Raw genomic sequence first — 25,432 nt, forward strand, 5'->3', positions numbered from 1 at the left:
ATTTTTTCCCATCAAACGGAACTTTGAGCACGGTTGTTGCTTCATCACTCACAAGGCTCGCAGCGCTCCTTGCGGAAGGAGCATCCAGCCTCCGTAGAGGAGACGGTATGCCGGGACCGTTTGTAGTTGTACGGCGCCACAAATTGGTAATGGATGCTATGCAATTGCGACATGGACAGAGCGGATTTGCGACACCGCCGTAAAGATTTTGCAAGGATAGGTTGGTAACTATCGCCACCATGGTCAGCGTGATATAAGTTTCGCCGACACAAAAAAGAAAGAGCTGTCCCAGATAAAAAAACAGGTGGGATGGCGGTAACTCTTCTTAAAAACCAAAGGAGCAAATCACGATGAGAGTGATGAAGTGGAGCGCAATCGCCCTGGCAGTAACAGCTGCTACGGCCGGCACCCAACTGGCAACGGCAGCAGCCTTCGTCAGCGACCAGTCCGAAGCCAAAGGTTTCATTGAAGGCAGCAGCCTGAACCTGAAAGCCCGTAACTACTACTACAACCGTGACAAGAAAAACGGCGCAGTAGACGATAAAGACTGGACTCAAGGCTTCTGGGGCAATTTCAGCTCCGGTTACACCCAAGGCACCGTTGGTGTTGGTGTTGAAGCGTTCGGCTATTTCGCAATTAAACTTGACGGCTCCGACAAGTACTCAGGTTCGGGTAACCTGAGCACCGACAGCCGCGGTCGCAACGAAGACAGCTTCGGCAAAGCCGGTGGCAACGTTAAGTTCCGCATCTCGAAAACCGAGCTGAAAATCGGTGACATGCAGCCTACCAGCCCAGTCTTCGCAGTGGGCGGCTCCCGCATTCTGCCTCAGACCGCCAGCGGTATCAGCCTGCAGACCAGCGAACTGAAAGGCCTCGATGCTGAAGCCGGTCACTTCTACTCGGGTACCAGCCAGGACGAAACCAACCGTAACGGCACTATCTGGGCTACCTACGCCGGTGTTCAGGCCAAATCGGCTGACTACGCTGGTGGCAAATACGCCATCACCGACAACCTGGGTGTTGCGTTCTACGGCGCCAAGCTGGAAGACGTCTGGAACCAGTACTACGGTAACGTGAACTACGCACTGCCGCTGACCAGCGACCAGTCCCTGGCGTTCGATTTCAACATCTATCGCACAGACGACACTGGTAGCGCCAAAGCCGGTACTATCAACAACACCGCCTACTCGGGTTCGGTTGCCTACTCCTTCCTGGCAGCACACACCCTGACCCTGGCTTTCCAGAAGATCAACGGTGACACGCCGTTCGACTACATCGGTATTGGCGACAACAACCGCGGTGGCGACTCGATCTTCCTGGCTAACTCCATCCAGTACTCCGACTTCAACGCCCCTGGCGAAAGATCGTGGCAAGCTCGCTACGACCTGAGCATGGCTCCGTACGGCGTACCAGGTCTGAGCTTCATGACCCGCTACGTCAGCGGTACTGACATCGACGGTACCCACACGCCGAGCAACAGCACCTACACCGGTCTGTACGGCAAAGATGGCAGCCACCACGAGACCAACCTGGAAGCCAAATACGTGCTCCAGAGCGGCCCGGCTAAAGACCTGTCCTTCCGCATCCGTCAAGCTTGGCACCGTGCCAACACCGACGAAGGCGAAGGCGATATCAACGAGTTCCGTCTGATTGTCGACTACCCGATCTCGATCTTGTAATCGCTGCTCAGTCTCTCGTTGCACAAGAAGCCCGGCTCATGCCGGGCTTCTTCATTTATGGGGTAAAGCCCTCGACAGAGCCCTTGCCCTGTACGGGGATAAATCATCCCCGTACAATCACCGGTCATTTCTAGTTCAGCAACCGACAACGGCCTACCATGCGCACCAGTCAATATTTGCTCGCCACACAGAAAGAAACGCCTTCCGATGCGGTAGTGGTCAGTCACCAGCTGATGCTGCGTGCCGGCATGATCCGCAAACTCGCTTCCGGCCTCTACACCTGGCTGCCCATGGGCTTGCGTGTATTGCGCAAGGTCGAAGCTGTCGTTCGTGAAGAAATGGACGCTGCTGGGGCACTGGAAGTATTGATGCCGGGTATCCAGCCTGCCGAACTGTGGCAGGAATCAGGTCGCTGGGAACAGTACGGCCCTGAACTGATGCGCCTGACCGACCGTCATCAGCGCGACTTCTGCCTGGGCCCGACCCATGAAGAAGTGATCACCGACCTGGCTCGTAACGAGCTGAACAGCTACAAGCAGCTGCCAATCAACCTGTACCAGATCCAGACTAAATTCCGCGACGAAATCCGCCCGCGTTTCGGCCTGATGCGCGGCCGCGAATTTGTCATGAAGGACGCCTACTCCTTCCACGCCGACCATGCCTCGTTGCAACAAACCTACGATCGCATGCACCTGGCGTACTGCAACGTCTTCACCCGCCTGGGCCTGAAATTCCGTCCGGTCGAAGCCGATAACGGCTCTATCGGCGGCGCCGGCTCCCATGAGTTCCACGTATTGGCCGAGTCCGGCGAAGACGATATCGTCTTCAGCAATGGCTCCGAGTACGCAGCGAACATCGAGAAAGCCGAAGCCGTGCCACGGGAAACTTCCCGCCCTGCACCGACGCAAGAGCTGACACTGGTCGATACCCCGAACGCCAAGACCATCGCCCAACTGGTCGAAGGCTACAACTTGCCGATCGAAAAGACCGTCAAGACCCTGGTGGTTCATGCTGCCGAAGAAGGCAAGCTGATCGCCCTGATCATCCGTGGCGACCACGAGCTCAACGAGATCAAGGCCGCCAAGCAGGAAGGCGTTGCCAGCCCGCTGGTCATGGCCAGCGAAGCCGAACTGCGCGACGCCATCGGCGCCGGTGCAGGCTCCCTTGGCCCGCTGAACCTGCCACTGCCGTGCATCATCGACCGCTCGGTTGCCTTGATGAGCGACTTTGGTGTCGGCGCCAACATCGATGACAAGCACTACTTCGGCGTCAACTGGGAGCGCGACCTGCCCGTGCCGGTCGTTGCCGACCTGCGCAACGTCGTCTCCGGCGACCCAAGCCCGGACGGCAAAGGCACGCTGGAAATCAAGCGCGGCATCGAAGTCGGTCACATCTTCCAGCTGGGCACCAAGTACAGCGACGCGATGAAGTGCCAGGTGCTGGGCGAGAACGGCAAGCCGGTCAACCTGTCCATGGGTTGCTATGGCATTGGTGTTTCCCGCGTCGTTGCCGCAGCCATCGAGCAGAACAGCGATGCCAACGGCATTATCTGGAATGACGCCCTGGCGCCTTTCCATATCGCCCTGGTACCCCTGCGCTATGAGACTGATGCCGTTCGCGAGGCTACCGACAAACTCTACGCCGACCTCAAGGCGGCCGGTTTCGACGTGCTGCTGGATGATCGCGACAAGAAAACCAGCCCGGGCAACAAGTTTGCCGACATGGAGCTGATCGGCATCCCGCACCGCATCGTGGTCAGCGACCGCGGCCTGGCCGAAGGCACCATCGAGTACAAGAGCCGTACCGCGTCCGAAGCACAGGCTCTGCCTATCGCTGAAGTACTGTCGTTCATCAAGGGTCACATCAAGCGCTGATAGCCTGATGTGAAAGGCCGCCGCAGCCGTCAGATCGAGTGCGGCGGCCAACCTGAACGACACGTTTTATCCGCCTCAAGAGATCTCATGTTCAAGCGAAGCCCCCCCTGCCTCGGTGGCGCGATACTCTGCGGCACTCTGCTCATGAGCGGTTGTGCCAACCAGATGTCACAGCGCAGCGAGCACGAAGAGCGCGTCGAGCGCAAACTCACCGAACACGTGCTGCAAGTGGATATGGGCGAGCCCCAGACCCTCGAGCTGCCGCAACGTCGCGTGCGCATCCATGAGTTCAAGACTTTTGAAGTCAAAGAATTCGATGTAACCCGTCACTATGACCGCTATACCCCCTATCAACCCTGGCGTGAAATCTACGAGATTCCCCTGGGTGCGGTAGCCGTGGTCGCAGGTATCGGCGCCAATATTGCCAATGTAGTTGCCTTCGGCCACCTGCCGGACAGCATGACCAAGGATTGGCTCAACTACGGTCTGGCCGGGCTCAACCCATTCATGAACGCGCCCTCCCACGGCCGCGCCCAGCAGAACCTGGCCGGTATCGATGAAGTACAGCGCGATTCGCGGATCGAAAAGTCCAATCTGCCGTGGAACGAGCGCCCGGTACTGGTCAAGGCCGGTAGCGAAACCCATGAGCTGAGCACGGACCGTAACGGTGTGCTGCGCCTGAACCTGCTGGACAGCCCGTTCGCCGAGCAAGACCTGAGCCGTGTGACGCGCCTGTATGTCAGCGTCGAAGATGATCAGGACAACACCCACGGCGATGCCACTCTGCCCATCAGCAGCACCTTGCGCGGCAAGCTGCTGGAGGCGCATGCCCTGATCTACGACGACCTGGAAGATGACGAAGTCAGTCAGTGGGTGCACCGGGTCAAACGCCTTTCCGAGTTGGGGCTGGAAGAACAGGCCAGCGAATTGGAACAAAGCCTGATCGACATGACCCGCAACGATCCGCAGTTGCAGCATGAGCTGATCAAGTCCCTGGCCAGGGATGCAGGGCGTTTGGTGGCGTTGCCCAATTAGCCTGGTAGGCGCAAATGGGTTGCGCCTGCTGCAAATGCGCAATTATCTGAATTGGAATGATCCCTGTGGGACCGGCTTCAGCCGGGAAGGGGCCGGTACGTCCGCTACATTTGTGTGATTCAAATGACGCCCTCCCGGCTAAAGCCGGTCCCACAACCGAGCAGCCGTCTCTAACGGGTAAACAACTCCAGCTGTTCATGGGCCGCACGCAAATCGTGCAGACGCACGCCAATCCCCAACAGCCGCACCGGCTTGCCGCCCCGGGCAAACGCCTGGCTGAGCAAGTGCTCATAACTGCCCAAGTCCCGCCCTGCTCCCGACTGCTCCAGGGTGGTCTGGGTAAAATCGTGGAATTTCACTTTAACGAAGGGTTTACCCGGTCGGTAATGATCAGCGATGCGCTCCATACGCACCTCGAGGGTTTCCAATAGGGCCGGGAGCTTTTCCAGACAACTCGCCAGATCAGGTAAATCCGTGTCGTAGGTATTTTCCACGCTCACGGACTGACGGCGACTGTCGTTCTGCACCGGCCGCTCATCAATCCCACGTGCCAACCCCCACAACCTTTCACCAAAACTGCCAAATTCCCGCACCAGCGCCAGCTTGTTCCAGCCGCGCAAGTCCGTGCAGCTGATAATGCCCAGGCGTCCGAGCTTGTCGGCGGTGACCTTGCCAACGCCGTGCAGCTTGCTCACCGGCAATTCGGCAACGAAGTCCTCGACCTGATCAGGGGTAATGACAAACAGGCCGTTGGGTTTTTTCCAGTCACTGGCGATCTTGGCCAGAAACTTGTTGGGCGCGACCCCGGCCGACACAGTGATATGCAACTGGTTGGAGACCCGCCGACGGATATCCTGGGCAATGCGCGTCGCACTGCCGGAGAAATGACTGGCATCAGACACATCCAGATAAGCCTCATCCAGGGACAACGGCTCGATCAGATCGGTGTAGTCACGAAAGATCGTCTGGATTTCCTTGGATGCTTCTTTATAGGCATCCATACGCGGCTTGACGATGGTCAGGTCCGGACACAGCTTCAAGGCATGCCGGGATGACATGGCCGAGCGCACGCCAAAGGCCCGCGCTTCGTAGTTGCAGGTGGCAATGACGCCCCGGCGGTCCGCCGAGCCGCCCACGGCCAGTGGCTTGGCCGCCAGACTCGGGTCGTCGCGCATCTCGATGGCTGCATAGAAGCAGTCACAGTCGACATGAATGATTTTGCGCTGCGTCATCGAGGCCATGGGTATGAGGGGAATGGTCGCCAGTATCTCATTCACATGGAAATGTGCCACTTATCGCCGATCGACAACCCGCCGAATGACACGGCACAAACCGCTATGAGGCCCGCCCGGCAAGCCCTAACAGCGTTTACGGGCTTTTTGCTGGAGAGCTAAGCACTTGAAGAAAAAGCCTTTTTCCGAAATAAGAATTGACAGCCCGGCGTTCCTCTGTAGAATGCCGCCACACAGACGCGGGATGGAGCAGTCTGGTAGCTCGTCGGGCTCATAACCCGAAGGTCGTCGGTTCAAATCCGGCTCCCGCAACCAAACATCAAAAAGGCTACTCGAAAGAGTGGCCTTTTTTGTTTTGCATGTCCGAATTCTCACTCAGGAGCGGCATGTGGGAGCGAATAGCGGCTGCAAAAAGATCTTTGCAAACCGCCACTTAGCCAATGAGAACGATTCATCCGCTAATTTGCAGGCTTTTTGCATTAACGGTTGACAGCTCGCCGTTCGGCTGTAGAATGCCGCCACACAGACGCGGGATGGAGCAGTCTGGTAGCTCGTCGGGCTCATAACCCGAAGGTCGTCGGTTCAAATCCGGCTCCCGCAACCAAACATAAAGAAAGGCTACTCGAAAGAGTGGCTTTTTTTTTGCCCGGTCGAAAGGTGGCTGAACAGCAGCGCTAAATGCTTGTCAGAGAAGGCACTTTGGCAAACCCTGTGAAACCTGAACGCCATGCTTGTATCGTAATATTTCCAAGGGCGACAGTTTTTGCACATCCTGCCGATAATTTTTTTACCAGCAGTCACGATACTGCTCGAACGTGAAAACGTATCCGCTCCATTCGCTCGTTAGACGTTGACGCGCTAACATCTCGAAATATTCTTTGCGTAGGGATTGGTAAGTTGGCTGTATACCTCCATCCTGTCGCGCACGATCCAAGGAGTGATTGATGCGCGATAACCCGTCAGATTTCAATGAAGAAGCAGTAGCGGCGAACCCACCGATTACGTCTCCCCGTCTGCACTGGCTCGATCTATTGAGCAAGTATCGCCAACCCATCGGGCTGGGCGTCACGCTCCTGCTGTTCGCCATCGCTCTGATCGCCTGTCGGCACATGCTGATAGAAATGGACCTCGACGCCCTGCACGATTCGCTGTTGAGCGTCCCCCTGCCCTCTTTGGGCGGTGCGGTGCTGGCCACGGTCGTCGGCTTCGTCATCCTGCTGGGTTATGAACTCTCGGCCAGTCGTTATGCCAATGTACAGTTACCGGCCAAAACCTTGGTGTTGGGCGGCTTCACCGCTTTCGCCATTGGTAACGCCGTCGGTCTGTCGATGCTCTCGGGCGGTTCGGTACGTTACCGGCTGTACTCGCGGCACGGCCTGGGCGCAATAGAAGTCGCCCGCATGACTCTGTTCGCCAGCCTGTCCCTGGGCAGTGCGTTGCCGCCCCTGGCCGCCTTGGCCATGCTCGCTGACCTGTCCGACGCCTCCCTGGCGCTGCATCTGCCGGTCGACGTGCTTGCTGCCATCGCTATCGCGGTCCTGCTGCTGGGCACGCTGGCGGCGGTCATGCTTTATCGTCGGCGCCTGCCTGAACAGACCATCCCTCACAACCTGTTGGTGCGCATCGGTCGTCGTACTCTGCGTCTGCCGAGCACGCGCCTGACCCTGATGCAGTTGGTCATCACTGCTCTGGATGTCGCCGCAGCCGCCACCGTGCTGTATCTGCTGTTGCCACAGTCGCCGCCGTTCGCCGCGTTCCTGTTGGTCTACCTGCTGGCTCTGGCTGCTGGTGTACTGAGCCATGTGCCCGGTGGGGTGGGGGTGTTCGAGGCCATTCTGCTGGCCGCCTTCGCCAACGAACTCGGTGCCGCGCCTCTGGCCGCAGCGCTGCTGCTGTATCGCCTGATTTACGTGGTGCTGCCACTGTTGGTGGCGTGTCTGGTCCTGCTGTTCAACGAAGCTCAGCGCTTGCTGCCGACCCGTCAGGCGATGCGCGTGGCGTCCGGTCTGGCGGCGCCGATCCTGGCCCTGCTGGTATTCCTTTCCGGCGTAGTGTTGCTGTTCTCAGGCTCCACGCCGGAAATCGACACACGCCTTGAATACGTCGGCTTCATGATTCCGCACCGCCTGATCGATGCCTCGCACTTTGTCGCCAGTCTGGTTGGTGTGCTCTGCCTGCTGCTGGCCCAGGGCCTGCGTCGGCGCCTGTCAGCGGCCTGGATGCTGACCCTCGGTCTGCTCGTTGCCGGCGCCGTACTGTCGATGCTCAAGGGCTTCGACTGGGAAGAAGCCAGCATGCTGGTGATCACTGCCTGTCTGCTGGCCGTGTTCCGCCGGTCGTTCTATCGCCCCAGCCGCCTGCTTGAACTGCCTTTCTCCGGCCTGTACCTGATGGCCAGCGTCTGCGTGGTCGGTGCATCCATCTGGCTGCTGCTGTTCGCCTATCAGGACGTCCCCTACAGCCATCAGCTGTGGTGGCAGTTCACGCTCGACGCTGACGCCCCTAGAGCCCTGCGCTCGGCGCTGGGCAGTGCGGTGTTGCTGGTGATTGTGTCCCTGACCTGGCTGCTGCGTACCGCGCGCCCGGTGATCAAGCTGCCTGACGCCGCCGAACTGGCCAAGGCCGCCGAGATCGTCAAGGCCTCGGCCCAGCCTGACGGTGGCCTGGCCCTGACCGGTGACAAGGCGATCCTGCTGCACCCCAGCGGTAATGCCTTTTTGATGTACGCGCACCGTGGCCGCAGTCTGGTGGCCCTGTACGACCCTATTGGCCCGACCCAACAGCGCGCCGAACTGATCTGGCAGTTCCGCGACCTGTGCGACGTGCACCATGCCCGTCCGGTGTTCTATCAGGTTCGCGCGGAAAATCTGCCGTTCTACATGGACATCGGCCTGACCGCGATCAAGCTCGGCGAAGAGGCGCGGGTTGACCTGCTTCGCTTCGATATCGACGCCAAGGGCAAGGAGATGAAGGACCTGCGCTACACCTGGAACCGCGGCGGCCGTGATGGCCTGTCCCTGGAAATCCACGAACCGGGCCAGGCCCCGCTGGAAGAGCTGAAGATCATTTCCGATGCCTGGCTCACCGGCAAGAACGTACGCGAGAAAGGCTTCTCCCTGGGCCGTTTCAGCCCCGAGTATCTGCAATATTTCCGCGTGGCGATCATTCGTTTCGAAGGCAAGCCTGTGGCTTTCGCCAACCTGCTGGAGACCTCGCGCAAGGATCTGGCCAGCCTCGACCTGATGCGTGCGCATCCCGAGGCGCCGAAGCTGACCATGGAATTCATGATGGTCGGCCTGATATTGCACTACAAACAAAACGGTTATGGACGCTTCAGCTTGGGCATGGTGCCCTTATCCGGCTTGCAGCCACGACGTGGTGCGCCCCTGACTCAGCGTCTCGGCTCGATGGTCTTCCGCCGTGGCGAACAGCTGTACAACTTCCAGGGGCTGCGCCGCTTCAAAGACAAATTCCAGCCTGACTGGGAACCTCGTTATATGGCCGTGCCGGCAGGACTCGATCCTCTCGTGGCACTGGCTGACACCGCCGCCCTGATTGCGGGCGGCCTGACTGGATTGGTGAAACGCTGATGATTCAACGCTACTGGCGATTTTTGCTTGCAGCCCTGGTTATTCTCGTAGTGGCACTGGGCTTCTGGCTGTGGAATCGCCCTGCCCCTCCAGCGGTACTGACACGCACCACCCTTTCCGATGGTTCGGCCCTGACTACCGCCACGCCTGCGACCCGGGTCAAGACCCAGGTCGCCCTGGCTGTGACCACTGACGACTTTCTCTCGGACAAACAACTGCAGGCACTGAGCAAGGACGCCTCGGCGCAGATCATTCAGGTGATCCTGCCCAAGGACAACTGCGTCCTGCAGCAAAAGACCTTCCAGGAAGCCCTGACGCAGATGCAGGGCGCACCCGACGTGGTTGCCGGTATCGGCCCGGGCGCTACCCTGGCGTGGCGCTGGCTGGCCTCGCAGAACAACGATAAGGCCGAGGCCATCTCGGTCGGCTTCGTCGTCGAGGTGCCTTCAACAGAGCCGGTCAAGCCGCTGGAGCCCGATGAAACGCCACCAGTGATCTGCGACACACCCTTGCCGCAAAAGGCGCCTCACGGTCACTGGATGGTGGCCTGGAACGATCAGCCCGATGATGTCCCGGCCGCATTCGTTCGCGACCAACCCAATGCCGATACCAGTATCAGCGACTACGACATCAAACTGCCGCAAGTGCTGAACACCGAACTGCGCCACAAGCTGGTCGGCGAGAACGACAGCGGCGGCCTGGGCGTCCCTACCGTGGAAGTGCCGGCCGCCGCAGGCCCGAACTCCGACACCGTGACCCTGTTCATGTCCGGCGATGGCGGCTGGCGCGACCTGGACAAAGTGGTGGCCGGGGATATGGCCGGCATGGGCTATCCCGTAGTCGGTATCGACACCCTGCGTTATTACTGGGAACACAAGACCCCGGAACAGACCGCAGCGGACCTGACTGAAGTGATGGCCCACTACCGGCAAAAATGGGGCGCCAAGCGCTTCATCCTCGCCGGGTACTCCTTCGGTGCCGACGTGATGCCGGCGATCTACAACCGCCTGCCTGCCGACGACCAGAACCGTATCGCCGGCATTATCCTGCTGGCCTTCGCCCGTACCGGCAGCTTCGAGATCCACGTCGGTGGCTGGCTGGGCAGTGCAGGCAAGGAAGCCACCACCGGCGAGGAAATGGCCAAACTGCCTGGCGACAAGGTGCTGTGCGTCTACGGCATCGAGGAGAAGGATGAAAGCGGCTGCACCGACAAGACAGCAGTGGGCGAGAAGCTGCAACTGCCCGGCGGCCATCACTTCGACGAGAACTACCCGGCTCTGGCCAAGCGCCTGATCGCCGTGATCAACAAGTGGCAGGCAAAGGCGGCAGCACCTGCACCGGCAGAAACCCCGGCAACGGAGTAAGGCAGCTTGAAGGACACCTCTTGTGGGACCGGCTTTAGCCGGGAAGGCGCGGGGACAGTCGATACATATTCATCGTATTGAATACCGCCCTCCCGGCTAAAGCCGGTCCCACAGGAGATAGCAGCATTAAAAAAGCCCCCGCTGCTTCACAGCTACGGGGGCTTTTTATTGCCTTGGGAACTACATCTCGACCTGGGTACCCAGCTCGATCACCCGGTTGTACGGCAGCTTGAAGAAGCGCAGATTACCGTTGGCGTTCTTGAGCATGAAGGCGAACAGCCCTTCACGCCAGCGCGCCATGCCTACCAGCTTGGACGAGACAATGGTCTCGCGGCTGAGGAAGTAGGTGGTACGCATCGGACTGAAGTCCAGCTCATCCAGGTGGCACAGCTTCAACGCGGCCGGCACGTCCGGCTCGTCGATAAAGCCAAAGTGCAGGATCACCCGGTAGAAACCTTCGCCATAGGCCTCGACCTCGAAACGCCGCTGCGCCGGCACCCGTGGCGAGTCTTCATAAACCACCGTCAGCAGCACCACCTGCTCGTGCAACACTTGGTTATGCAGCATGTTGTGCAACAGCGCATGAGGCACGGCGTCGGAGCGGGCGGTCAGGAACACCGCAGTCCCCTGGGCGCGGAATGGCGGCTGTACGCGAATACTGCTGATGAAAATCGGCAGGGGCAGGCCACCTTCGGAAATCCGCTCGCTCAGCAACTGTTTGCCGCGCTTCCAGGTGGTCATCAGGACAAACAGCACGATACCGGCCAGCACCGGGAACGCCCCGCCCTGCACCACTTTTGGCACGTTGGCGGCGAAGAACAGGCCATCCACCAACAGGCAGCCCAACAACACCGGCACCGCCAGGATTGGCGGCCATTTCCACAGCATCAACATCACCGACGACACCAGAATGGTCGTGCAGAGCATTGTCCCGGTCACCGCCACGCCGTAAGCCGAGGCCAACGCGCCCGAAGACTCGAAACCCAGCACCAGCAGGATCACGCCAACCATCAGCGACCAGTTCACTGCGCCTATGTAGATCTGGCCCTGGGCGTCACTGGAGGTGTGCTGGATGTACATGCGCGGGATATAACCCAACTGGATCGCCTGCAGGGTCATGGAAAACGCGCCGGAGATCACCGCCTGGGAGGCAATGATGGTCGCCAGAGTCGACAGGCCGATCAGTGGCAACAGCGCCCAGCTGGGCGCCAGCAGGTAGAACGGGTTGCGGATCGCTTCCGGGTCCTGCAGTACCAGGGCGCCCTGACCGAAGTAGTTCAAGACCAGTGCAGGCAGCACGAGGATGAACCAGGCACGGGAAATCGGCCGGCGACCGAAGTGACCCATGTCGGCATACAGGGCTTCGGCACCGGTCAACGCCAGGACCACGGCGCCGAGAATCGCCACGCCGATCCCCGGATGCTCGACAAAGAAGCGAAAGGCCCAGAGTGGATTGACCGCATGGATCACTTCAGGCTGCTGGCTGATGCCCCACACGCCCAGAGCGCCAAGGACCAGAAACCAGGTGACCATGATCGGACCGAACAGCACGCCAATGCGCGCCGTACCGTGGCGCTGGATCAGGAACAGTCCGACCAGTACGACCAGAGAAATCGGCACGACCCAATGCTCAAGACCATCAAAGGCCAGTTCCATACCCTCGATCGCCGACAACACTGAGATAGCCGGGGTGATCATGCTGTCGCCGTAGAACAGCGCCGCACCGAACAGCCCGAACACCACCATGGTGGCCTGCAATTTCGGATATTTCGCCGACGCCCGTCGCGCCAGCGCCGTCAGCGCCATGATTCCGCCCTCGCCCTGGTTATCAGCGCGCAGGACAAAGGCCATGTACTTGAAGGAAACCACCCAGATCAGCGACCAGAAAATCAGCGACAGGATGCCCAGAACTCCATCATGACTGACACTGACGCCGTAACCGCCGTTGAAGACTTCCTTTAGGGTATACAGGGGGCTGGTGCCGATATCGCCGTAAACCACCCCCACTGCCGCGATCAGCAAACTCAGTGGTTTTGCCGAATGATGTCCGGTCTCAGCCTGACTACTTGCTTGACTCATTTACCACTCCTGAAACCAAGACTCGAACTCCAAGACATGAAACGCCGCCTTGTGAGCTGCGCAACGCTGCAATCATCGCCGTTAACGCTCTGTTTTTTTGTGACACGACGTAACGCCGCGAAGCATAGCGCAGCACTCGTCGTAATTCTCTGCATAACGCTGGTCAATCGACAGACTCGTCGCTAGAATTGCGCACTTTTTGATCAGAGGCGCGCCAAGCGCCCAGCCAGTGCCCTCGGCCACCTGCCCAGGCACTAACTATCGCCGAGGTTCGCCATGTCCACCGTCACCACGCCATCCGCCCCCAAGGTCGGGTTCGTTTCACTCGGATGCCCAAAGGCTCTGGTTGATTCCGAACGCATCCTGACCCAGCTGCGCATGGAAGGCTACGAAGTCGTACCGACCTACCAGGACGCCGACGTCGTAGTCGTCAACACCTGCGGCTTCATCGACAGCGCCAAGGCCGAGTCCCTTGAAGTGATCGGCGAAGCCATCGCCGAAAACGGCAAGGTCATCGTCACCGGCTGCATGGGCGTCGACGAGAGCGTGATCCGCAACGTGCACCCTAGCGTGCTGGCCGTAACCGGTCCGCAGCAGTACGAGCAGGTGGTCAACGCCGTACACGACGCCGCGCCGCCCAAGCTCGATCACAACCCGCTGATCGACCTGGTGCCGCCACAAGGCGTCAAGCTGACCCCGCGTCACTACGCCTACCTGAAGATTTCCGAAGGCTGCAACCACAGTTGCAGCTTCTGCATCATCCCTTCGATGCGCGGCAAGCTGGTCAGCCGTCCGGTGGGCGATGTTCTGGACGAAGCCCAGCGTCTGGTCAAGGCCGGGGTCAAGGAGCTGTTGGTGATCTCCCAGGACACCAGCGCTTACGGCGTTGACGTCAAATACCGCACCGGTTTCTGGAATGGCGCGCCGGTCAAGACGCGCATGACCGAACTGTGCCAGGCTCTCAGTTCCCTGGGCGTCTGGGTACGCCTGCACTACGTGTATCCGTACCCGCACGTCGACGAGCTGATCCCGCTGATGGCCGCAGGAAAAATCCTGCCGTACCTGGACATCCCGTTCCAGCACGCCAGCCCGCGCATCCTCAAGCTGATGAAGCGCCCGGCGTTCGAAGACAAGACCCTGGCGCGGATCAAGAACTGGCGCGAGCAATGCCCGGACCTGATCATCCGCTCGACCTTCATCGTCGGCTTCCCCGGCGAAACCGAAGAAGATTTCCAGTACCTGCTGGACTGGCTGACCGAAGCACAGCTGGATCGCGTCGGCTGCTTCCAGTATTCGCCGGTCGAAGGCGCGCCAGCGAACCTGCTGGATGCGGCCATCGTGCCCGATGACGTCAAGCAGGATCGCTGGGACCGCTTCATGGCCCATCAACAGGCCATCAGCGCGGCCCGTCTGCAAATGAAGATTGGCAAGGAAATCGAAGTGCTGATCGACGAAGTCGACGAACAGGGCGCGGTTGGCCGTTGCTTCTTCGATGCTCCGGAAATCGACGGTAACGTGTTCATCGACAGCGACAAGGACCTCAAGCCGGGCGACAAGGTCATGTGCCGCGTCACCGATGCCGACGAGTACGACCTGTGGGCTGAGACGATCTAAGTCGTCAATCCCGTGAACAAAGCCCCGCCCTTGCACAAGGGCGGGGCTTTTTTTTGGCAAAAATTTGCACCCTGACGCGAGCGGTCCAGACTTGCTCAGATAATCGAAATCAGCCAACAGGGAATCCGTCGACATGTTGCAGCCGCAATGCATCTTCATGCCCAAGCCCGGCGACTACCCGCAAATCATCGAAGTCTGGGAGGAATCGGTTCGCGCCACCCATGATTTCCTGCCCGATTCCTACATCGAGATTCTCAAGCACCTGCTGCTGACCCAGTATCTGGACGCCGTCAGCCTTTTCTGCATCCGCGGCCCGAACCAGAAGATCAGCGGTTTCGCCGGGGCCAGCCTGGGCAAACTGGAAATGCTTTTTCTCGGCCCCGAATATCGTGGCCAGGGCCTGGGCAAACTGTTGCTGGACTATGCCCTGGAAAACTTCGACGCCCGGGAACTGGACGTCAACGAACAGAACACTCAGGCCGTGGGGTTCTACCTCAAGCAGGGCTTCGAGGTGGTCGGGCGTACCGAAGAGGACGGCCTGGGTCAGCCCTTTCCGATCCTGCGCATGCGTCTGGAGGATGACGAATGATCAAAACACACACCGCTGGGGCGAGGCTTGCCCGCGAACCCTGATTGTCAGCGTTGATTTCAATGAGTAAGCGATTAACCCGGCCCGCACAGGTACAATGTGCGCCCTCTTCTCCAAGCAACGGCTTTTTTTCATGACAGACCCCATTCGCCTATCCAAACGCCTTATCGAACTGGTCGGCTGCTCGCGCCGCGAGGCCGAACTGTTTATCGAAGGCGGCTGGGTCACCGTGGATGGCCAGGTCATCGATGAGCCGCAGTTCAAGGTCGATACGCAAATCGTCGAGCTGAGCGCCCAGGCCCGGGCCGACGCACCCGAGCCGGTCACCCTGATCCTGCACAAACCGGCGCAGCTGTCTCTGGACGCTGCCCTGGGGTCGATCACGGCCGGCACCCTGTCGGAGGAACACAGCTTCGGCAAACGTCCGCTGCGCGGCCACTTTCTGCGCCTGGAATCGTCTTCATCGCTGCAGGACGATGCCAGCGGCCTGACGGTGTTCAGCCAGGACTGGAAGATCCTGCGCAAGCTCACCGACGATCGCAGCAAGATCGAACAGGAATACGTGGTTGAGGTATCCGGCGACATGGTCGATCACGGCCTTAACCGCCTGAACCACGGCCTGACCTACAAGGGCAAGGAACTGCCCGCCGTCAAAGCCAGCTGGCAGAACGAAAACCGTCTGCGCTTCGCCATGAAGAACCCGCAGCCGGGGGTCATCGTGCAGCTGTGCACCGCCGTCGGCCTGAAAGTCGTGTGGATGCGCCGCATCCGCATTGGCGGCGTGTCCATGGGCAAGCTGCCGGAAGGCCAGTGGCGCTATATGACGGCCAAGGAAAAGTTCTAAGGCCCCGCACCCTCTCTTAATTTCGCTGATGCGGCACGACCTGTTGCCGCGTCATCAGCACCTGATCAGGATTCAAGCACCATGATGAACAACGACGTTTTGCGCAGCGTGCGCTACATGCTGGATATCAGTGACGGCAAAGTGGCCGAGATCACCGCACTCGGCGGCCTGGAAATCAGCAAGACCGACGTGATCGCCTTTATGAAAAAGGACGAAGAAGAAGGCTATCAGGATTGCAGCGATGAAATCATGGCCCACTTTCTCGACGGTTTGGTGTTCTTCAAGCGCGGCAAGGACGAAAGCCGTCCGGCGCAGCCCATCGAGCTGCCGATCACCAACAACATCGTCCTGAAAAAGCTGCGGGTCGCCTTTGAACTGAAAGAAGACGACATGCATGCCATCCTCAGCGCCGCGCAATTCCCGGTTTCCAAGCCTGAACTGAGCGCGCTGTTCCGCAAGGTCGGCCACAACAACTACCGCCCGTGCGGCGACCAGTTGCTGCGCAACTTCCTCAAGGGCCTGACCCTGCGCGTACGTGCCTGAGCCGTCCATGAGCTACAACGTCACGCCGGTGGGGTTCGTGCGCTCCTGCTTCAAGGAGAAGTTCGCCATCCCCCGCCAGCCACAGCTGGCTCCCGCCGCGCGGGGCGTACTGGAACTGGTTGCGCCTTTCGATCAGGGCGAGGCGGTACAGGGTCTTGAGCAGGTCAGCCATGTCTGGCTGCTGTTCCTGTTTCATCAGGCCCTGGAAGACAAGCCACGGCTCAAAGTGCGCCCGCCGCGCCTGGGCGGCAATCAGTCCATGGGCGTCTTTGCCACTCGGGCGACCCACAGGCCCAATGGCATCGGCCAGTCCGTGGTCCGCCTGGAAAAAGTCGAGCCCGGGCGCCTGTGGCTGTCCGGCATCGACCTGCTCGACGGCACGCCCGTGCTGGATATCAAGCCTTATGTGCCCTATGCCGACTGCATCGATAACGCCAGTAACCTGATGGCCAGTGCACCGCCGCAGCTGATTGCGGTGCAATGGGCGGACGACGCGCTGATTCAGGCCCGCGAGCACGGCCAACGTCTGGCAGAACCGCTGGTGGAGCTGATCGAGCAATGCCTGGCCCAGGATCCGCGTCCGGCCTACCAGATACCGCCGCCTGAGCGTCGCTACGGCGCACAGTTCTGGGATCTGGATGTGCGTTGGCATTACCCCGAGATCGGTCTGATAAGGGTGTTGGAGGTTGTGCCAGCGGCAGGTTGATGCATGCGCCCCTCTTGTGGGACCGGCTTTAGCCGGGAAAGCGAATTCCCGGCGAAAGCCGGTCCCACAAACAAAACACCCCGCGAAAGCTCAGCTCTCGCGGGGTGTTGGATGTGCTGGCCAATCGCCGAAGCTTACTTCTCGACGAAAGCACGCTCGATCAGGTAATCCCCCGGCTCGCGCATACGCGGCGAAACGGTCAGGCCGAAGCTGTTGAGCACTTCGCTGGTTTCGTCGAGCATGCTCGGGCTGCCGCACAGCATGGCGCGGTCGTCCTGCGGGTTGATCGGCGGCAGGCCGATATCAGTGAACAGCTTGCCGCTGCGCATCAGGTCGGTCAGGCGGCCCTGATTCTCGAAAGGCTCACGGGTCACGGTGGGGTAGTAAATCAGCTTGTCACGCAGCGACTCGCCGAAGAATTCGTTCTGCGGCAGATGCTCGGTGATGAACTCGCGGTAGGCGACTTCGTTCACGTAGCGTACGCCGTGGCAGAGAATCACTTTCTCGAAACGCTCGTAGGTTTCCGGATCCTGGATCACACTCATGAACGGCGCCAGGCCCGTACCGGTGCTGAGCAGGTACAGATGCTTGCCCGGCTTGAGGTCGTCGAGAACCAGCGTGCCCGTAGGCTTCTTGCTGATAATGATCTCGTCGCCTTCCTTGAGGTGCTGCAACTGCGAAGTCAGCGGACCGTCCGGCACCTTGATGCTGAAGAATTCCAGATGCTCTTCCCAGTTCGGGCTGGCGATCGAGTAGGCACGCATGAGCGGGCGCCCGTTAGGCTGCTGCAGACCGATCATGACGAACTGACCGTTCTCGAAGCGCAGACCTGGATCACGGGTGCACTTGAAACTGAAGAGGGTGTCATTCCAGTGGTGGACGCTGAGGACACGCTCGTGGTTCATGTTGCTCATGTAAGTGGAGACTCCTGAAAATATCGCCTGCGCCTGATGTGAAAGCGCTATTGCGCGACATTCTAGTGGCAGACACAATATCTGTTAAATGGATTATCAAGATATAGGTTATCGGTTATATAGATATGCGATTTACTTTGCGTCAACTCCAGGTTTTCGTCGCCGTCGCCCAGCAGGAGAGCGTTTCGCGCGCTGCTGTGCAATTGGCCCTTTCGCAATCGGCGGCCAGCACCTCTATTACCGAACTGGAACGCCAATCCAGCTGCCAGCTGTTCGACCGCGCCGGCAAACGCCTGAGCCTCAACGCCACCGGGCGACAACTGCTGCCTCAGGCTGTGGCGTTGCTCGACCAGGCCAAGGAAATCGAAGACCTGCTCAACGGCAAGTCCGGTTTCGGCTCGCTGGCAGTAGGTGCGACCCTGACCATCGGCAATTATCTGGCGACGTTGCTGATCGGCAGTTTCATGCAGCGCCACCCGGAAAGCCAGGTCAAGCTGCATGTACAGAATACGGCTCATATCGTGCAACAAGTGGCGCACTACGAAATTGATCTGGGTCTGATCGAAGGCGACTGCAGCCATCCGGATATCGAAGTGCAAACCTGGGTCGAAGACGAACTGGTAGTGTTCTGCGCACCCCAGCATCCGTTGGCCAAGCGCGGACAGGCGACCATGGACGAATTGACCCGGGAGGCCTGGATCCTGCGCGAACAGGGCTCCGGCACGCGCCTGACCTTCGACCAGGCCATGCGCCATCATCGCAATGCGTTGAACGTAAGACTGGAGCTGGAACACACCGAGGCGATCAAGCGCGCGGTGGAGTCGGGTCTGGGCATCGGCTGTATTTCCCGCCTGGCCCTGCGCGATGCCTTTCGCCGCGGCAGTCTTGTGGCCGTAGAAACGCCGGAGCTGGATCTGGTGCGACAGTTCTACTTCATCTGGCACAAACAGAAGTACCAGACTTCGGCCATCCGCGAGTTTCTCGAACTGTGCCGCTCGTTCACTGAGGGCGTGCAGCGCAGCGATGAGATTGTCCTGCCGAGCGTGTACTAACCCAGCAGGATTAATGCCCAGACTACGCCAATCATGCTCAGCGCCACGAACTGCGCGGCGCTGCCCATGTCCTTGGCATTCTTGGACAGCGGATGCAGGTCCAGGGAAATCCGGTCGATTGCCGCTTCCACCGCCGAGTTCAGCAACTCAACGATCAACGCCAGCAGGCACACCGCGATCAAGATCGCCCGCTCGCCACGACTGACGTGGAACAGAAACGACAACGGAATCAGGATCACATTGAGCAACACCAACTGGCGAAAGGCAGCTTCGCCTTTGAATGCGGCTTTCAGACCATCAACGGAATAACCTGCGGCATTGAGGATACGCTTCAGGCCGGTCTGGCCTTTGAAAGGAGACATAGGTGGGCAACTGCTTATAAAAAGAAAAGAAAGCTAATTCAAAATGAGTCAAAAAAGCGTGAAAGATCAGCAGTTTTGCCCGGTTTACCCGGCGGAAATCGATTCCAATTGTTGCAGCAGCAGTGCGGCCTGAGTCCGGGTGCGTACCCCAAGCTTGCGGAAAATCGCCGTCACGTGGGCCTTGATCGTCGCTTCCGAAACGCTCAGCTCGTAAGCGATCTGCTTGTTCAACAGGCCCTCACAGACCATGGTCAGGACGCGGAACTGTTGGGGTGTCAGGCTAGCCAACCCGGCACTCGCGGCCTTGGCGTCAGCCGAAACACTGACCGGCTCATTGACCTGTGGCGGCCACCAGACATCGCCATCCAGCACGGTGCGTACCGCTTGCTGAATGGTTTCCAGGGAGCTTGATTTTGGAATGAAACCGCTGGCGCCGAACTCACGGGAGCGAACGACGATGGACGCTTCCTCCTGCGCTGAGACCATGACCACGGGAATTTGCGGATATTGCCCGCGCAGTAACACCAGCCCGGAGAATCCGTAGGCGCCTGGCATGTTCAGATCCAGCAGTACCAGATCCCAGTCGGCCTTGGCAGTAAGATGGGTTTCCAGTTGGGCGATGCTATCCGCCTCGACCAGGCGTGCGCCGGGGCCCAGACCGATACTGAGGGCTTGATGCAGGGCACTGCGAAACAGCGGGTGGTCATCGGCTATCAGGATTTCATAGGTCATTTCTTGATCCTGTTCTTCTATAGGTGAGCGTCGATCCGTTCGAGCACTCATCGGGGCATCCGTGAATATTGGCAGTTCACTATGCGCCGTGGCTGCCAGCGCAGCGAATCCCGACGACCAGCGCCTGAGCGGCGCCAAGCATGCCCAGCGAAGCCGGGGTGGTCAAGCAGCTAAACCTGATGCCTGTTAGCGATAGGTCTTACAGACAAATGCGGGTGTGGCGCTATGTACCATTATAGAGCCACTAGGGGGATCCTCTCCTGGCAGATCTCGTAGGAGCGGCTTTAGCTGCTAGATAGCCCTCCCGGCTAAAGCTGGTCCCACAATAGCTTTTATAGAAAAGCCTTGAGCTGGGTATGGGCGGTATCGTCCGGATCAATCGGGTTCTGAAACTTCGCACCAAGGTAATGGGCGCTGAACACATCCAGATAGGCGTCGAGCACACTGCTGGCCTGACTGTCGTCCGCCAGTTCCAGGCACAACGCGGCGACTTCTGCGGTGCAGAAATGATCGTCACGCCGAGAGCGACGCAGGCGATAGCGGGAAATCTGCTCCGGCTCAAGGCTCAGCACCGGGAAACGCTCAAGGTACGGACTCTTGCGAAACATCTTGCGGGCTTCGGTCCAGGTCGCGTCCAGCAGAATAAACAGTGGGCGCTTGCCATCATCGCAACGGACTTGGGTAACCACCCGTTCCTTGGCAACGAACTCGCCAGGAAAGACGATATATGGCTGCCATTGCGGGTCATCGAGCAACGCCAGCAGCTCCGGATCGACTTCAAGGCGCGACCAGCCAAAGGCGTAGGTATCCTTGATCACATCGGCAATCAGCCAGCCGGTATTGGTCGGCTTTAGCGGCTCGGTGTCGTACATCAGCAGGCACATGGCCGAATTCGCCTCGACACTAGGCCGCCAGGCACACAGGCAATAGCTGAAAATCACCCGGCAATCGGGGCAGCGCGGCGCCCGCGAACCGCGCGCGACGAAGGGTTTGGTGCTACGGGCCAGGCGCTCATCGCGCAGGCGGGAAACGGCATGGGTCATTACACACGACGCCAGCGACGGGGGAGCATGAACACAGCAAGAACTCGGCAGGAGGAAAGCCGTGCAGTTTATCAGAGCCCGCCCCTCCGCCGCCTGAATAGACGTCCGGTCCTGTATACTGCGGCGCCATTGCTACAGCGCCGACGGTGAACGCAAGACCGGCTCACCGGTCCAACGGCCAACCATCGAATCAGGCCCATCGAATCAGGAGATTTTAATGCTGCGCCTCATCGCCCCGACTCTCACCTTGCTGCTCATCACCCCATTCTGCGCCCAGGCCGCCTCCAAGCAGGACTACGAACTGAGCCAGATGCTGGAAAAAGTCGCGAAGGAAAGCAGCGTTGGTACTCCGCGTGCCATCAACGAAGACATTCTCGATCAGGGCTACACCGTCAACGGCAAGGAACTGGTCAACCACCTGAGCGTGCGCGAAAGTCAGGCCCAGCAGATGCGCGCCAACCCTGACGCTGTGCGCTATCAACTCGGCACCAGCGTGTGCCACAACACCGGCTTCCGCCAGTTGATGGACAAGGGCGCGACGCTCAAGTACTCATTCACCGAGTACAAGACCAATCGCGGCGTCATCGTGCAGACCTTCAAGGCCAGCGATTGCCAGGTTAAAAAGTAACAATCTGACATCACTCTCCCCGACTACATGCGCCTTTCATTTTGACTTAGGATAGGGACACGGCAGAATCGAAGGACGATGCTGCTCAAGGAGAGTTTGAATGCCGTACAAACCCAGTGATGTCTTGTCTCGCCATTTCCAGGACGAAGGGATCGATGTCATCACCAAGGTCGACGAGCTGTTGCAGCAGGTTTCGACCGACAGTCCAAATCTGCCGCTGTATCGCGACATGATGCTGACCGTCCTGCGCATGGCCCAGGACGATCGCAATCGCTGGAACGCCAAGATAACCCTGCAGACCCTGCGCGAACTGGATAACGCTTTCCGGGTACTGGAGCGCTTCAAGGGCCGTCGCAAGGTCACGGTATTCGGCTCGGCCCGTACGCCTCTGGAACATCCGTTGTATGCCCTGGCCCGTGAACTCGGAGCGCAACTGGCGAGCGCCGACCTGATGGTGATTACCGGTGGCGGTGGCGGCATCATGGCAGCTGCCCATGAAGGCGCGGGTCGTGAACACAGCCTGGGCTTCAACATCACCCTGCCTTTCGAACAGCATGCCAACGCGATTATCGATGGCAGCGAGCATTTGCTGCCTTTCCACTTCTTCTTCACCCGCAAGCTGTTCTTCGTCAAGGAAGCCGATGCCCTGGTGCTCTGCCCTGGCGGCTTCGGCACCCTGGACGAAGCACTGGAAGTCCTGACCCTGATCCAGACCGGCAAAAGCCCGCTGGTGCCGGTCGTCTTGCTCGATGTACCGGGTGGCCGCTTCTGGCAAGGCGCTCTGGATTTCTTCCAGAACCAACTGCAGGACAATCATTACATCCTGCCCGCCGACACGAAGTTGATGCGCCTGGTCTACAGCAGCGACGAAGCAGTCGAGGAGATCAACCGTTTCTATAGCAACTTCCACTCGACCCGCTGGTTGAAGAATCAGTTCGTGATCCGCATGCACCACCCGCTTAACGACAGCGCGCTGGCACATATACAGGAGGCCTTTGCCGACCTGCGCCTGAGCGACGACTTTCATCAGCATGCCTATCAAGGCGAAGAGCACGACGAGGCGCAGTTCAGCCATCTAAGCCGCCTGGCCTTTGCCTTCAATGGGCGCGGTAATGGACGTCTGCGCGAACTGGTGGACTACATCAACCTGCCAGAGAACTGGGTCGAGGGTCCGCAGCAGACGCAGCCCGAAAGCCGCGAACCTCTTCTCAACGATTGAAAACTAATCGTCGCCGTCTCGACCGCTTAGCAAGCGGCCGATCATCTCCATGGAAAAACCCCGATAACTCAGGAAGCGCCCTTGTCGAGCCCGTTCCTTCGCATCTACAGGTAATTGCCCGGCGAATTTACGCTGCCAGGTTTCCTGCATCTGCTCGCGCCAATCGATGCCGCACTCGCGCAATGCCAATTCAATATCGGCACGTTGCAGGCCGCGTTGGCCCAGTTCTTCGCGGATACGCATAGGGCCGTAGCCGGAACGGGCACGGTAAGAGACGAAACTTTCGAGATAGCGGGATTCGGAAAGGAGCCCTTCCTCGGTCAGACGATCGAGAGCGGGTGTGATGAGTTCATCGGTGGCGCCGCGCTGACGCAATTTTCGCGTCAGCTCGACTCGACCGTGCTCGCGTCGCGCGAGCAGGTCCATGGCAGTACGCCGTACGGCGACAGGTGTATCGAGCACGGCGGACATGGCGGCTATCAGAAGTCGGAATCAGCTTCGACTTCAGCCACATCGTCAGCCACGACAGCAGCAGGACGCGAACCTTCAGCCTTGGTGTCAACACCAGGGGTCAGCAACTTGTCGCGAATCTGCTTCTCGAGGGCTGCACCGATTTCCGGGTTATCCGCCAGAAACTTGGCCGAATTGGCCTTGCCCTGACCGATCTTGCTGCCCTGGTAGCTGTACCAGGCGCCGGACTTCTCGACGAAACCGTGCAGTACGGCCAGGTCGATGATCTCGCCATTCAGGTAGATGCCCTTGCCGTAGAGGATCTGGAACTCGGCCTGACGGAATGGCGGGGCCACCTTGTTCTTGACGATCTTGACGCGGGTTTCGCTGCCTACTACTTCGTCGCCTTCCTTCACCGCGCCGGTACGACGGATGTCCAGACGTACAGAGGCGTAGAATTTCAGGGCGTTACCACCGGTGGTGGTTTCCGGGCTACCGAACATCACGCCGATCTTCATACGAATCTGGTTGATGAAGATCACCAGGCAGTTGGCGTTCTTGATGTTACCAGTGATCTTGCGCAGCGCCTGGGACATCAGGCGAGCCTGCAGGCCCACGTGCATGTCGCCCATCTCGCCTTCGATCTCGGCCTTGGGCACCAGGGCCGCCACGGAGTCGACGACGATCACGTCGATGGCATTGGAGCGCACCAGCATGTCGGTGATTTCCAGGGCCTGCTCACCAGTGTCCGGCTGGGAAACCAGCAGGTCGTCGACGTTGACGCCAAGCTTGCCGGCGTACTCCGGGTCCAGTGCGTGCTCGGCATCGACGAAAGCGCAGGTGGCACCCATTTTCTGGGCCTGGGCGATGACCGACAGGGTCAGCGTGGTTTTACCGGAAGATTCCGGACCGTAGATTTCGACGATCCGGCCTTTTGGCAAGCCGCCGATGCCCAGAGCGATGTCCAGCCCGAGGGAACCGGTGGAAATAGAAGGGATCGCCTGGCGATCATGGTCACCCATGCGCATTACGGCACCTTTGCCGAATTGACGCTCGATCTGACCCAAGGCCGCAGCCAAGGCTTTCTTCTTGTTGTCGTCCATTGAAGTCCTCACGTAATCAAATTCATTGAAGGGCCGAAGCGGCCGCAATACCTGTATAAGTAGACAGTATTATTCCACAGCGCCGAGCGCGCGCCTACCCCTGAATCGGGATTTCTCCGTCAGAGAGTTGTATCAGGCCCTCTAGCGCGGCCTTTACCGTTTGTCGGCGGACCTCATCGCGATCGCCGTCGAACTGATGGCGCCGGGCAACCATCTGCTCGCCCGCGCCCCAGCATATCCAGACGGTGCCGACCGGCTTGTCCGCCGAGCCGCCGTCGGGCCCGGCCACGCCACTGACGGCTACGGCAAAATGGGCGCCGCTTTGGTGTTGCGCACCCTCGACCATCGCCTCTACCACTTCCCGACTGACGGCGCCGACGCGGCCAAACAGTGCCTGCGGCACCTGCAGCTGGCGAGTCTTCTGGGCATTGGAATAGGTGACATAACCCGCTTCGAACCAGGCAGAGCTACCGGGAATACGGGTGATCGCCTCGGCGATACCGCCACCGGTGCAGGACTCGGCCGTGCTCACCTGATGCTGCAAAGCCTGCAAGCGCTTGCCGAGGTCGGCGGCAAGCTGGGTAAGTTCATCCACGCTCTTGTCCTCATATAGACACTGATCGTTACAGAGAGGCGGCCGCAGAAGCAGCCGCCCGTCGAAGCGCAACTACGGCTCTTCGGTCTTGCTTTGTTTGCCCTGGCCTTTCGGACATGGCTTCCTGATCGTCACGACCGTAGTTTCCCTGGGCCTGCTCTTGGCTTCTTCAATTGTAATGAAGC

Annotated in this window: 22 protein-coding genes and 2 tRNA genes; 15 read left to right on the forward strand and 9 right to left on the reverse strand. The window is 59.4% G+C overall.

All coding sequences use genetic code 11. The features are described from left to right. The first annotated feature begins 350 nt into the window (after positions 1–350). The 3 genes from AC1Z24_RS24300 to AC1Z24_RS24310 all read left to right on the forward strand — a co-directional run bounded on the left by AC1Z24_RS24300 (position 351) and on the right by AC1Z24_RS24310 (position 4,588). Positions 351–1,679: an OprD family porin gene (locus tag AC1Z24_RS24300; protein WP_483743029.1), complete on the forward strand. Its 1,329-nt coding sequence runs from the start codon at positions 351–353 to the stop codon at positions 1,677–1,679. 158 nt (positions 1,680–1,837) lie between these two features. Beyond that, a complete protein-coding gene (locus AC1Z24_RS24305) occupies positions 1,838–3,553 on the forward strand; it encodes a proline--tRNA ligase (RefSeq protein ID WP_483743030.1) in 1,716 nt (571 codons plus the stop codon). Between the two features lie 87 nt (positions 3,554–3,640). Further along, the gene (locus tag AC1Z24_RS24310; RefSeq protein ID WP_483743031.1) at positions 3,641–4,588 is read left to right on the forward strand and encodes a hypothetical protein; all 948 of its coding nucleotides are present in this window, start codon (positions 3,641–3,643) and stop codon (positions 4,586–4,588) included. Between the two features lie 170 nt (positions 4,589–4,758). On the opposite strand, the gene dinB is transcribed toward AC1Z24_RS24310, so the two are convergent. Beyond that, positions 4,759–5,820: a DNA polymerase IV gene (dinB, locus tag AC1Z24_RS24315; RefSeq protein ID WP_483746704.1), complete on the reverse strand. Its 1,062-nt coding sequence runs from the start codon at positions 5,818–5,820 to the stop codon at positions 4,759–4,761. A 238-nt stretch (positions 5,821–6,058) separates the two neighbouring features. Between dinB and AC1Z24_RS24320 the strand changes: the two genes are divergently transcribed. The 4 genes from AC1Z24_RS24320 (at position 6,059) to AC1Z24_RS24335 (ending at position 10,774) form a co-directional block, all read left to right on the forward strand. After that, positions 6,059–6,135 (forward strand) — tRNA-Met (locus AC1Z24_RS24320). 212 nt (positions 6,136–6,347) lie between these two features. Beyond that, positions 6,348–6,424: transfer RNA gene (locus AC1Z24_RS24325), tRNA-Met, on the forward strand. Positions 6,425–6,764: 340 nt separating this feature from the next. Continuing rightward, positions 6,765–9,410, forward strand: coding sequence for a bifunctional lysylphosphatidylglycerol flippase/synthetase MprF (mprF, locus tag AC1Z24_RS24330; protein WP_483743032.1), 2,646 nt, complete (start codon positions 6,765–6,767; stop codon positions 9,408–9,410). Beyond that, entirely contained in the window at positions 9,410–10,774 is a 1,365-nt protein-coding gene (locus AC1Z24_RS24335; protein ID WP_483743033.1) for a virulence factor family protein, read from the forward strand. Before mprF ends, AC1Z24_RS24335 begins: the two co-directional genes overlap by 1 nt. Before the next feature lie 180 nt (positions 10,775–10,954). Here the strand turns inward: AC1Z24_RS24335 and AC1Z24_RS24340 are convergent, their stop codons facing one another. Continuing rightward, a complete protein-coding gene (locus AC1Z24_RS24340) occupies positions 10,955–12,853 on the reverse strand; it encodes a potassium transporter Kup (protein WP_483743034.1) in 1,899 nt (632 codons plus the stop codon). Positions 12,854–13,129: 276 nt separating this feature from the next. Here AC1Z24_RS24340 and rimO point away from each other — a divergent pair, with 276 nt between their 5' ends. From rimO to tsaA, 5 genes are all read left to right on the forward strand, one after another. Next, positions 13,130–14,467 carry a 30S ribosomal protein S12 methylthiotransferase RimO gene (rimO, locus tag AC1Z24_RS24345; RefSeq protein ID WP_483743035.1) on the forward strand — a complete coding sequence of 446 codons (1,338 nt, stop codon included), beginning with the start codon at positions 13,130–13,132 and terminating at the stop codon, positions 14,465–14,467. Between the two features lie 133 nt (positions 14,468–14,600). Beyond that, entirely contained in the window at positions 14,601–15,056 is a 456-nt protein-coding gene (locus tag AC1Z24_RS24350) for a GNAT family N-acetyltransferase (RefSeq protein ID WP_483743036.1), read from the forward strand. 133 nt (positions 15,057–15,189) lie between these two features. Continuing rightward, positions 15,190–15,900 carry an rRNA pseudouridine synthase gene (locus AC1Z24_RS24355; protein WP_259109839.1) on the forward strand — a complete coding sequence of 237 codons (711 nt, stop codon included), beginning with the start codon at positions 15,190–15,192 and terminating at the stop codon, positions 15,898–15,900. 81 nt (positions 15,901–15,981) lie between these two features. Continuing rightward, the gene (locus AC1Z24_RS24360; protein WP_259109840.1) at positions 15,982–16,443 is read left to right on the forward strand and encodes a YehS family protein; all 462 of its coding nucleotides are present in this window, start codon (positions 15,982–15,984) and stop codon (positions 16,441–16,443) included. Positions 16,444–16,450: 7 nt separating this feature from the next. Beyond that, complete coding sequence (tsaA, locus tag AC1Z24_RS24365) at positions 16,451–17,149, forward strand: tRNA (N6-threonylcarbamoyladenosine(37)-N6)-methyltransferase TrmO (RefSeq protein ID WP_483743037.1); 699 nt, start codon at positions 16,451–16,453, stop codon at positions 17,147–17,149. 134 nt (positions 17,150–17,283) lie between these two features. On the opposite strand, the gene fpr is transcribed toward tsaA, so the two are convergent. Then, complete coding sequence (gene fpr, locus AC1Z24_RS24370) at positions 17,284–18,063, reverse strand: ferredoxin-NADP reductase (protein ID WP_259109844.1); 780 nt, start codon at positions 18,061–18,063, stop codon at positions 17,284–17,286. A gap of 125 nt (positions 18,064–18,188) precedes the next feature. On the opposite strand from fpr, the gene AC1Z24_RS24375 reads away from it, so the two are divergent. Beyond that, complete coding sequence (locus AC1Z24_RS24375) at positions 18,189–19,115, forward strand: LysR family transcriptional regulator (protein WP_483743038.1); 927 nt, start codon at positions 18,189–18,191, stop codon at positions 19,113–19,115. Here the strand turns inward: AC1Z24_RS24375 and AC1Z24_RS24380 are convergent. The 3 genes from AC1Z24_RS24380 to AC1Z24_RS24390 all read right to left on the reverse strand — a co-directional run bounded on the left by AC1Z24_RS24380 (position 19,112) and on the right by AC1Z24_RS24390 (position 21,252). Then, the gene (locus AC1Z24_RS24380; protein WP_259109848.1) at positions 19,112–19,477 is read right to left on the reverse strand and encodes a diacylglycerol kinase; all 366 of its coding nucleotides are present in this window, start codon (positions 19,475–19,477) and stop codon (positions 19,112–19,114) included. The genes AC1Z24_RS24375 and AC1Z24_RS24380 overlap by 4 nt on opposite strands. Positions 19,478–19,561: 84 nt before the next feature. Then, positions 19,562–20,209, reverse strand: coding sequence for a response regulator transcription factor ErdR (gene erdR, locus AC1Z24_RS24385; protein WP_259109851.1), 648 nt, complete (start codon positions 20,207–20,209; stop codon positions 19,562–19,564). A 332-nt stretch (positions 20,210–20,541) separates the two neighbouring features. Next, positions 20,542–21,252 (reverse strand): tRNA-uridine aminocarboxypropyltransferase, encoded by a 711-nt coding sequence (locus AC1Z24_RS24390; protein WP_483743039.1) that lies wholly within the window; start codon positions 21,250–21,252, stop codon positions 20,542–20,544. A 217-nt stretch (positions 21,253–21,469) separates the two neighbouring features. Here AC1Z24_RS24390 and AC1Z24_RS24395 point away from each other — a divergent pair, with 217 nt between their 5' ends. Further along, positions 21,470–21,880, forward strand: coding sequence for a quorum-sensing-regulated virulence factor family protein (locus AC1Z24_RS24395; protein ID WP_483743040.1), 411 nt, complete (start codon positions 21,470–21,472; stop codon positions 21,878–21,880). Positions 21,881–21,980: 100 nt separating this feature from the next. Continuing rightward, positions 21,981–23,099: an LOG family protein gene (locus AC1Z24_RS24400; RefSeq protein ID WP_483743041.1), complete on the forward strand. Its 1,119-nt coding sequence runs from the start codon at positions 21,981–21,983 to the stop codon at positions 23,097–23,099. Positions 23,100–23,102: 3 nt separating this feature from the next. On the opposite strand, the gene recX is transcribed toward AC1Z24_RS24400, so the two are convergent. The 3 genes from recX to AC1Z24_RS24415 all read right to left on the reverse strand — a co-directional run bounded on the left by recX (position 23,103) and on the right by AC1Z24_RS24415 (position 25,247). Beyond that, complete coding sequence (recX, locus tag AC1Z24_RS24405) at positions 23,103–23,570, reverse strand: recombination regulator RecX (protein WP_483743042.1); 468 nt, start codon at positions 23,568–23,570, stop codon at positions 23,103–23,105. Between the two features lie 8 nt (positions 23,571–23,578). Next, on the reverse strand, positions 23,579–24,652 hold the full coding sequence (gene recA / locus AC1Z24_RS24410) for a recombinase RecA (protein ID WP_413301536.1): 1,074 nt from the start codon (positions 24,650–24,652) through the stop codon (positions 23,579–23,581). A 94-nt stretch (positions 24,653–24,746) separates the two neighbouring features. Continuing rightward, positions 24,747–25,247, reverse strand: coding sequence for a CinA family protein (locus AC1Z24_RS24415; RefSeq protein WP_483743043.1), 501 nt, complete (start codon positions 25,245–25,247; stop codon positions 24,747–24,749). Positions 25,248–25,432: the final 185 nt, after the last annotated feature.

This window comes from Pseudomonas sp. JL23, assembly GCF_056933585.1.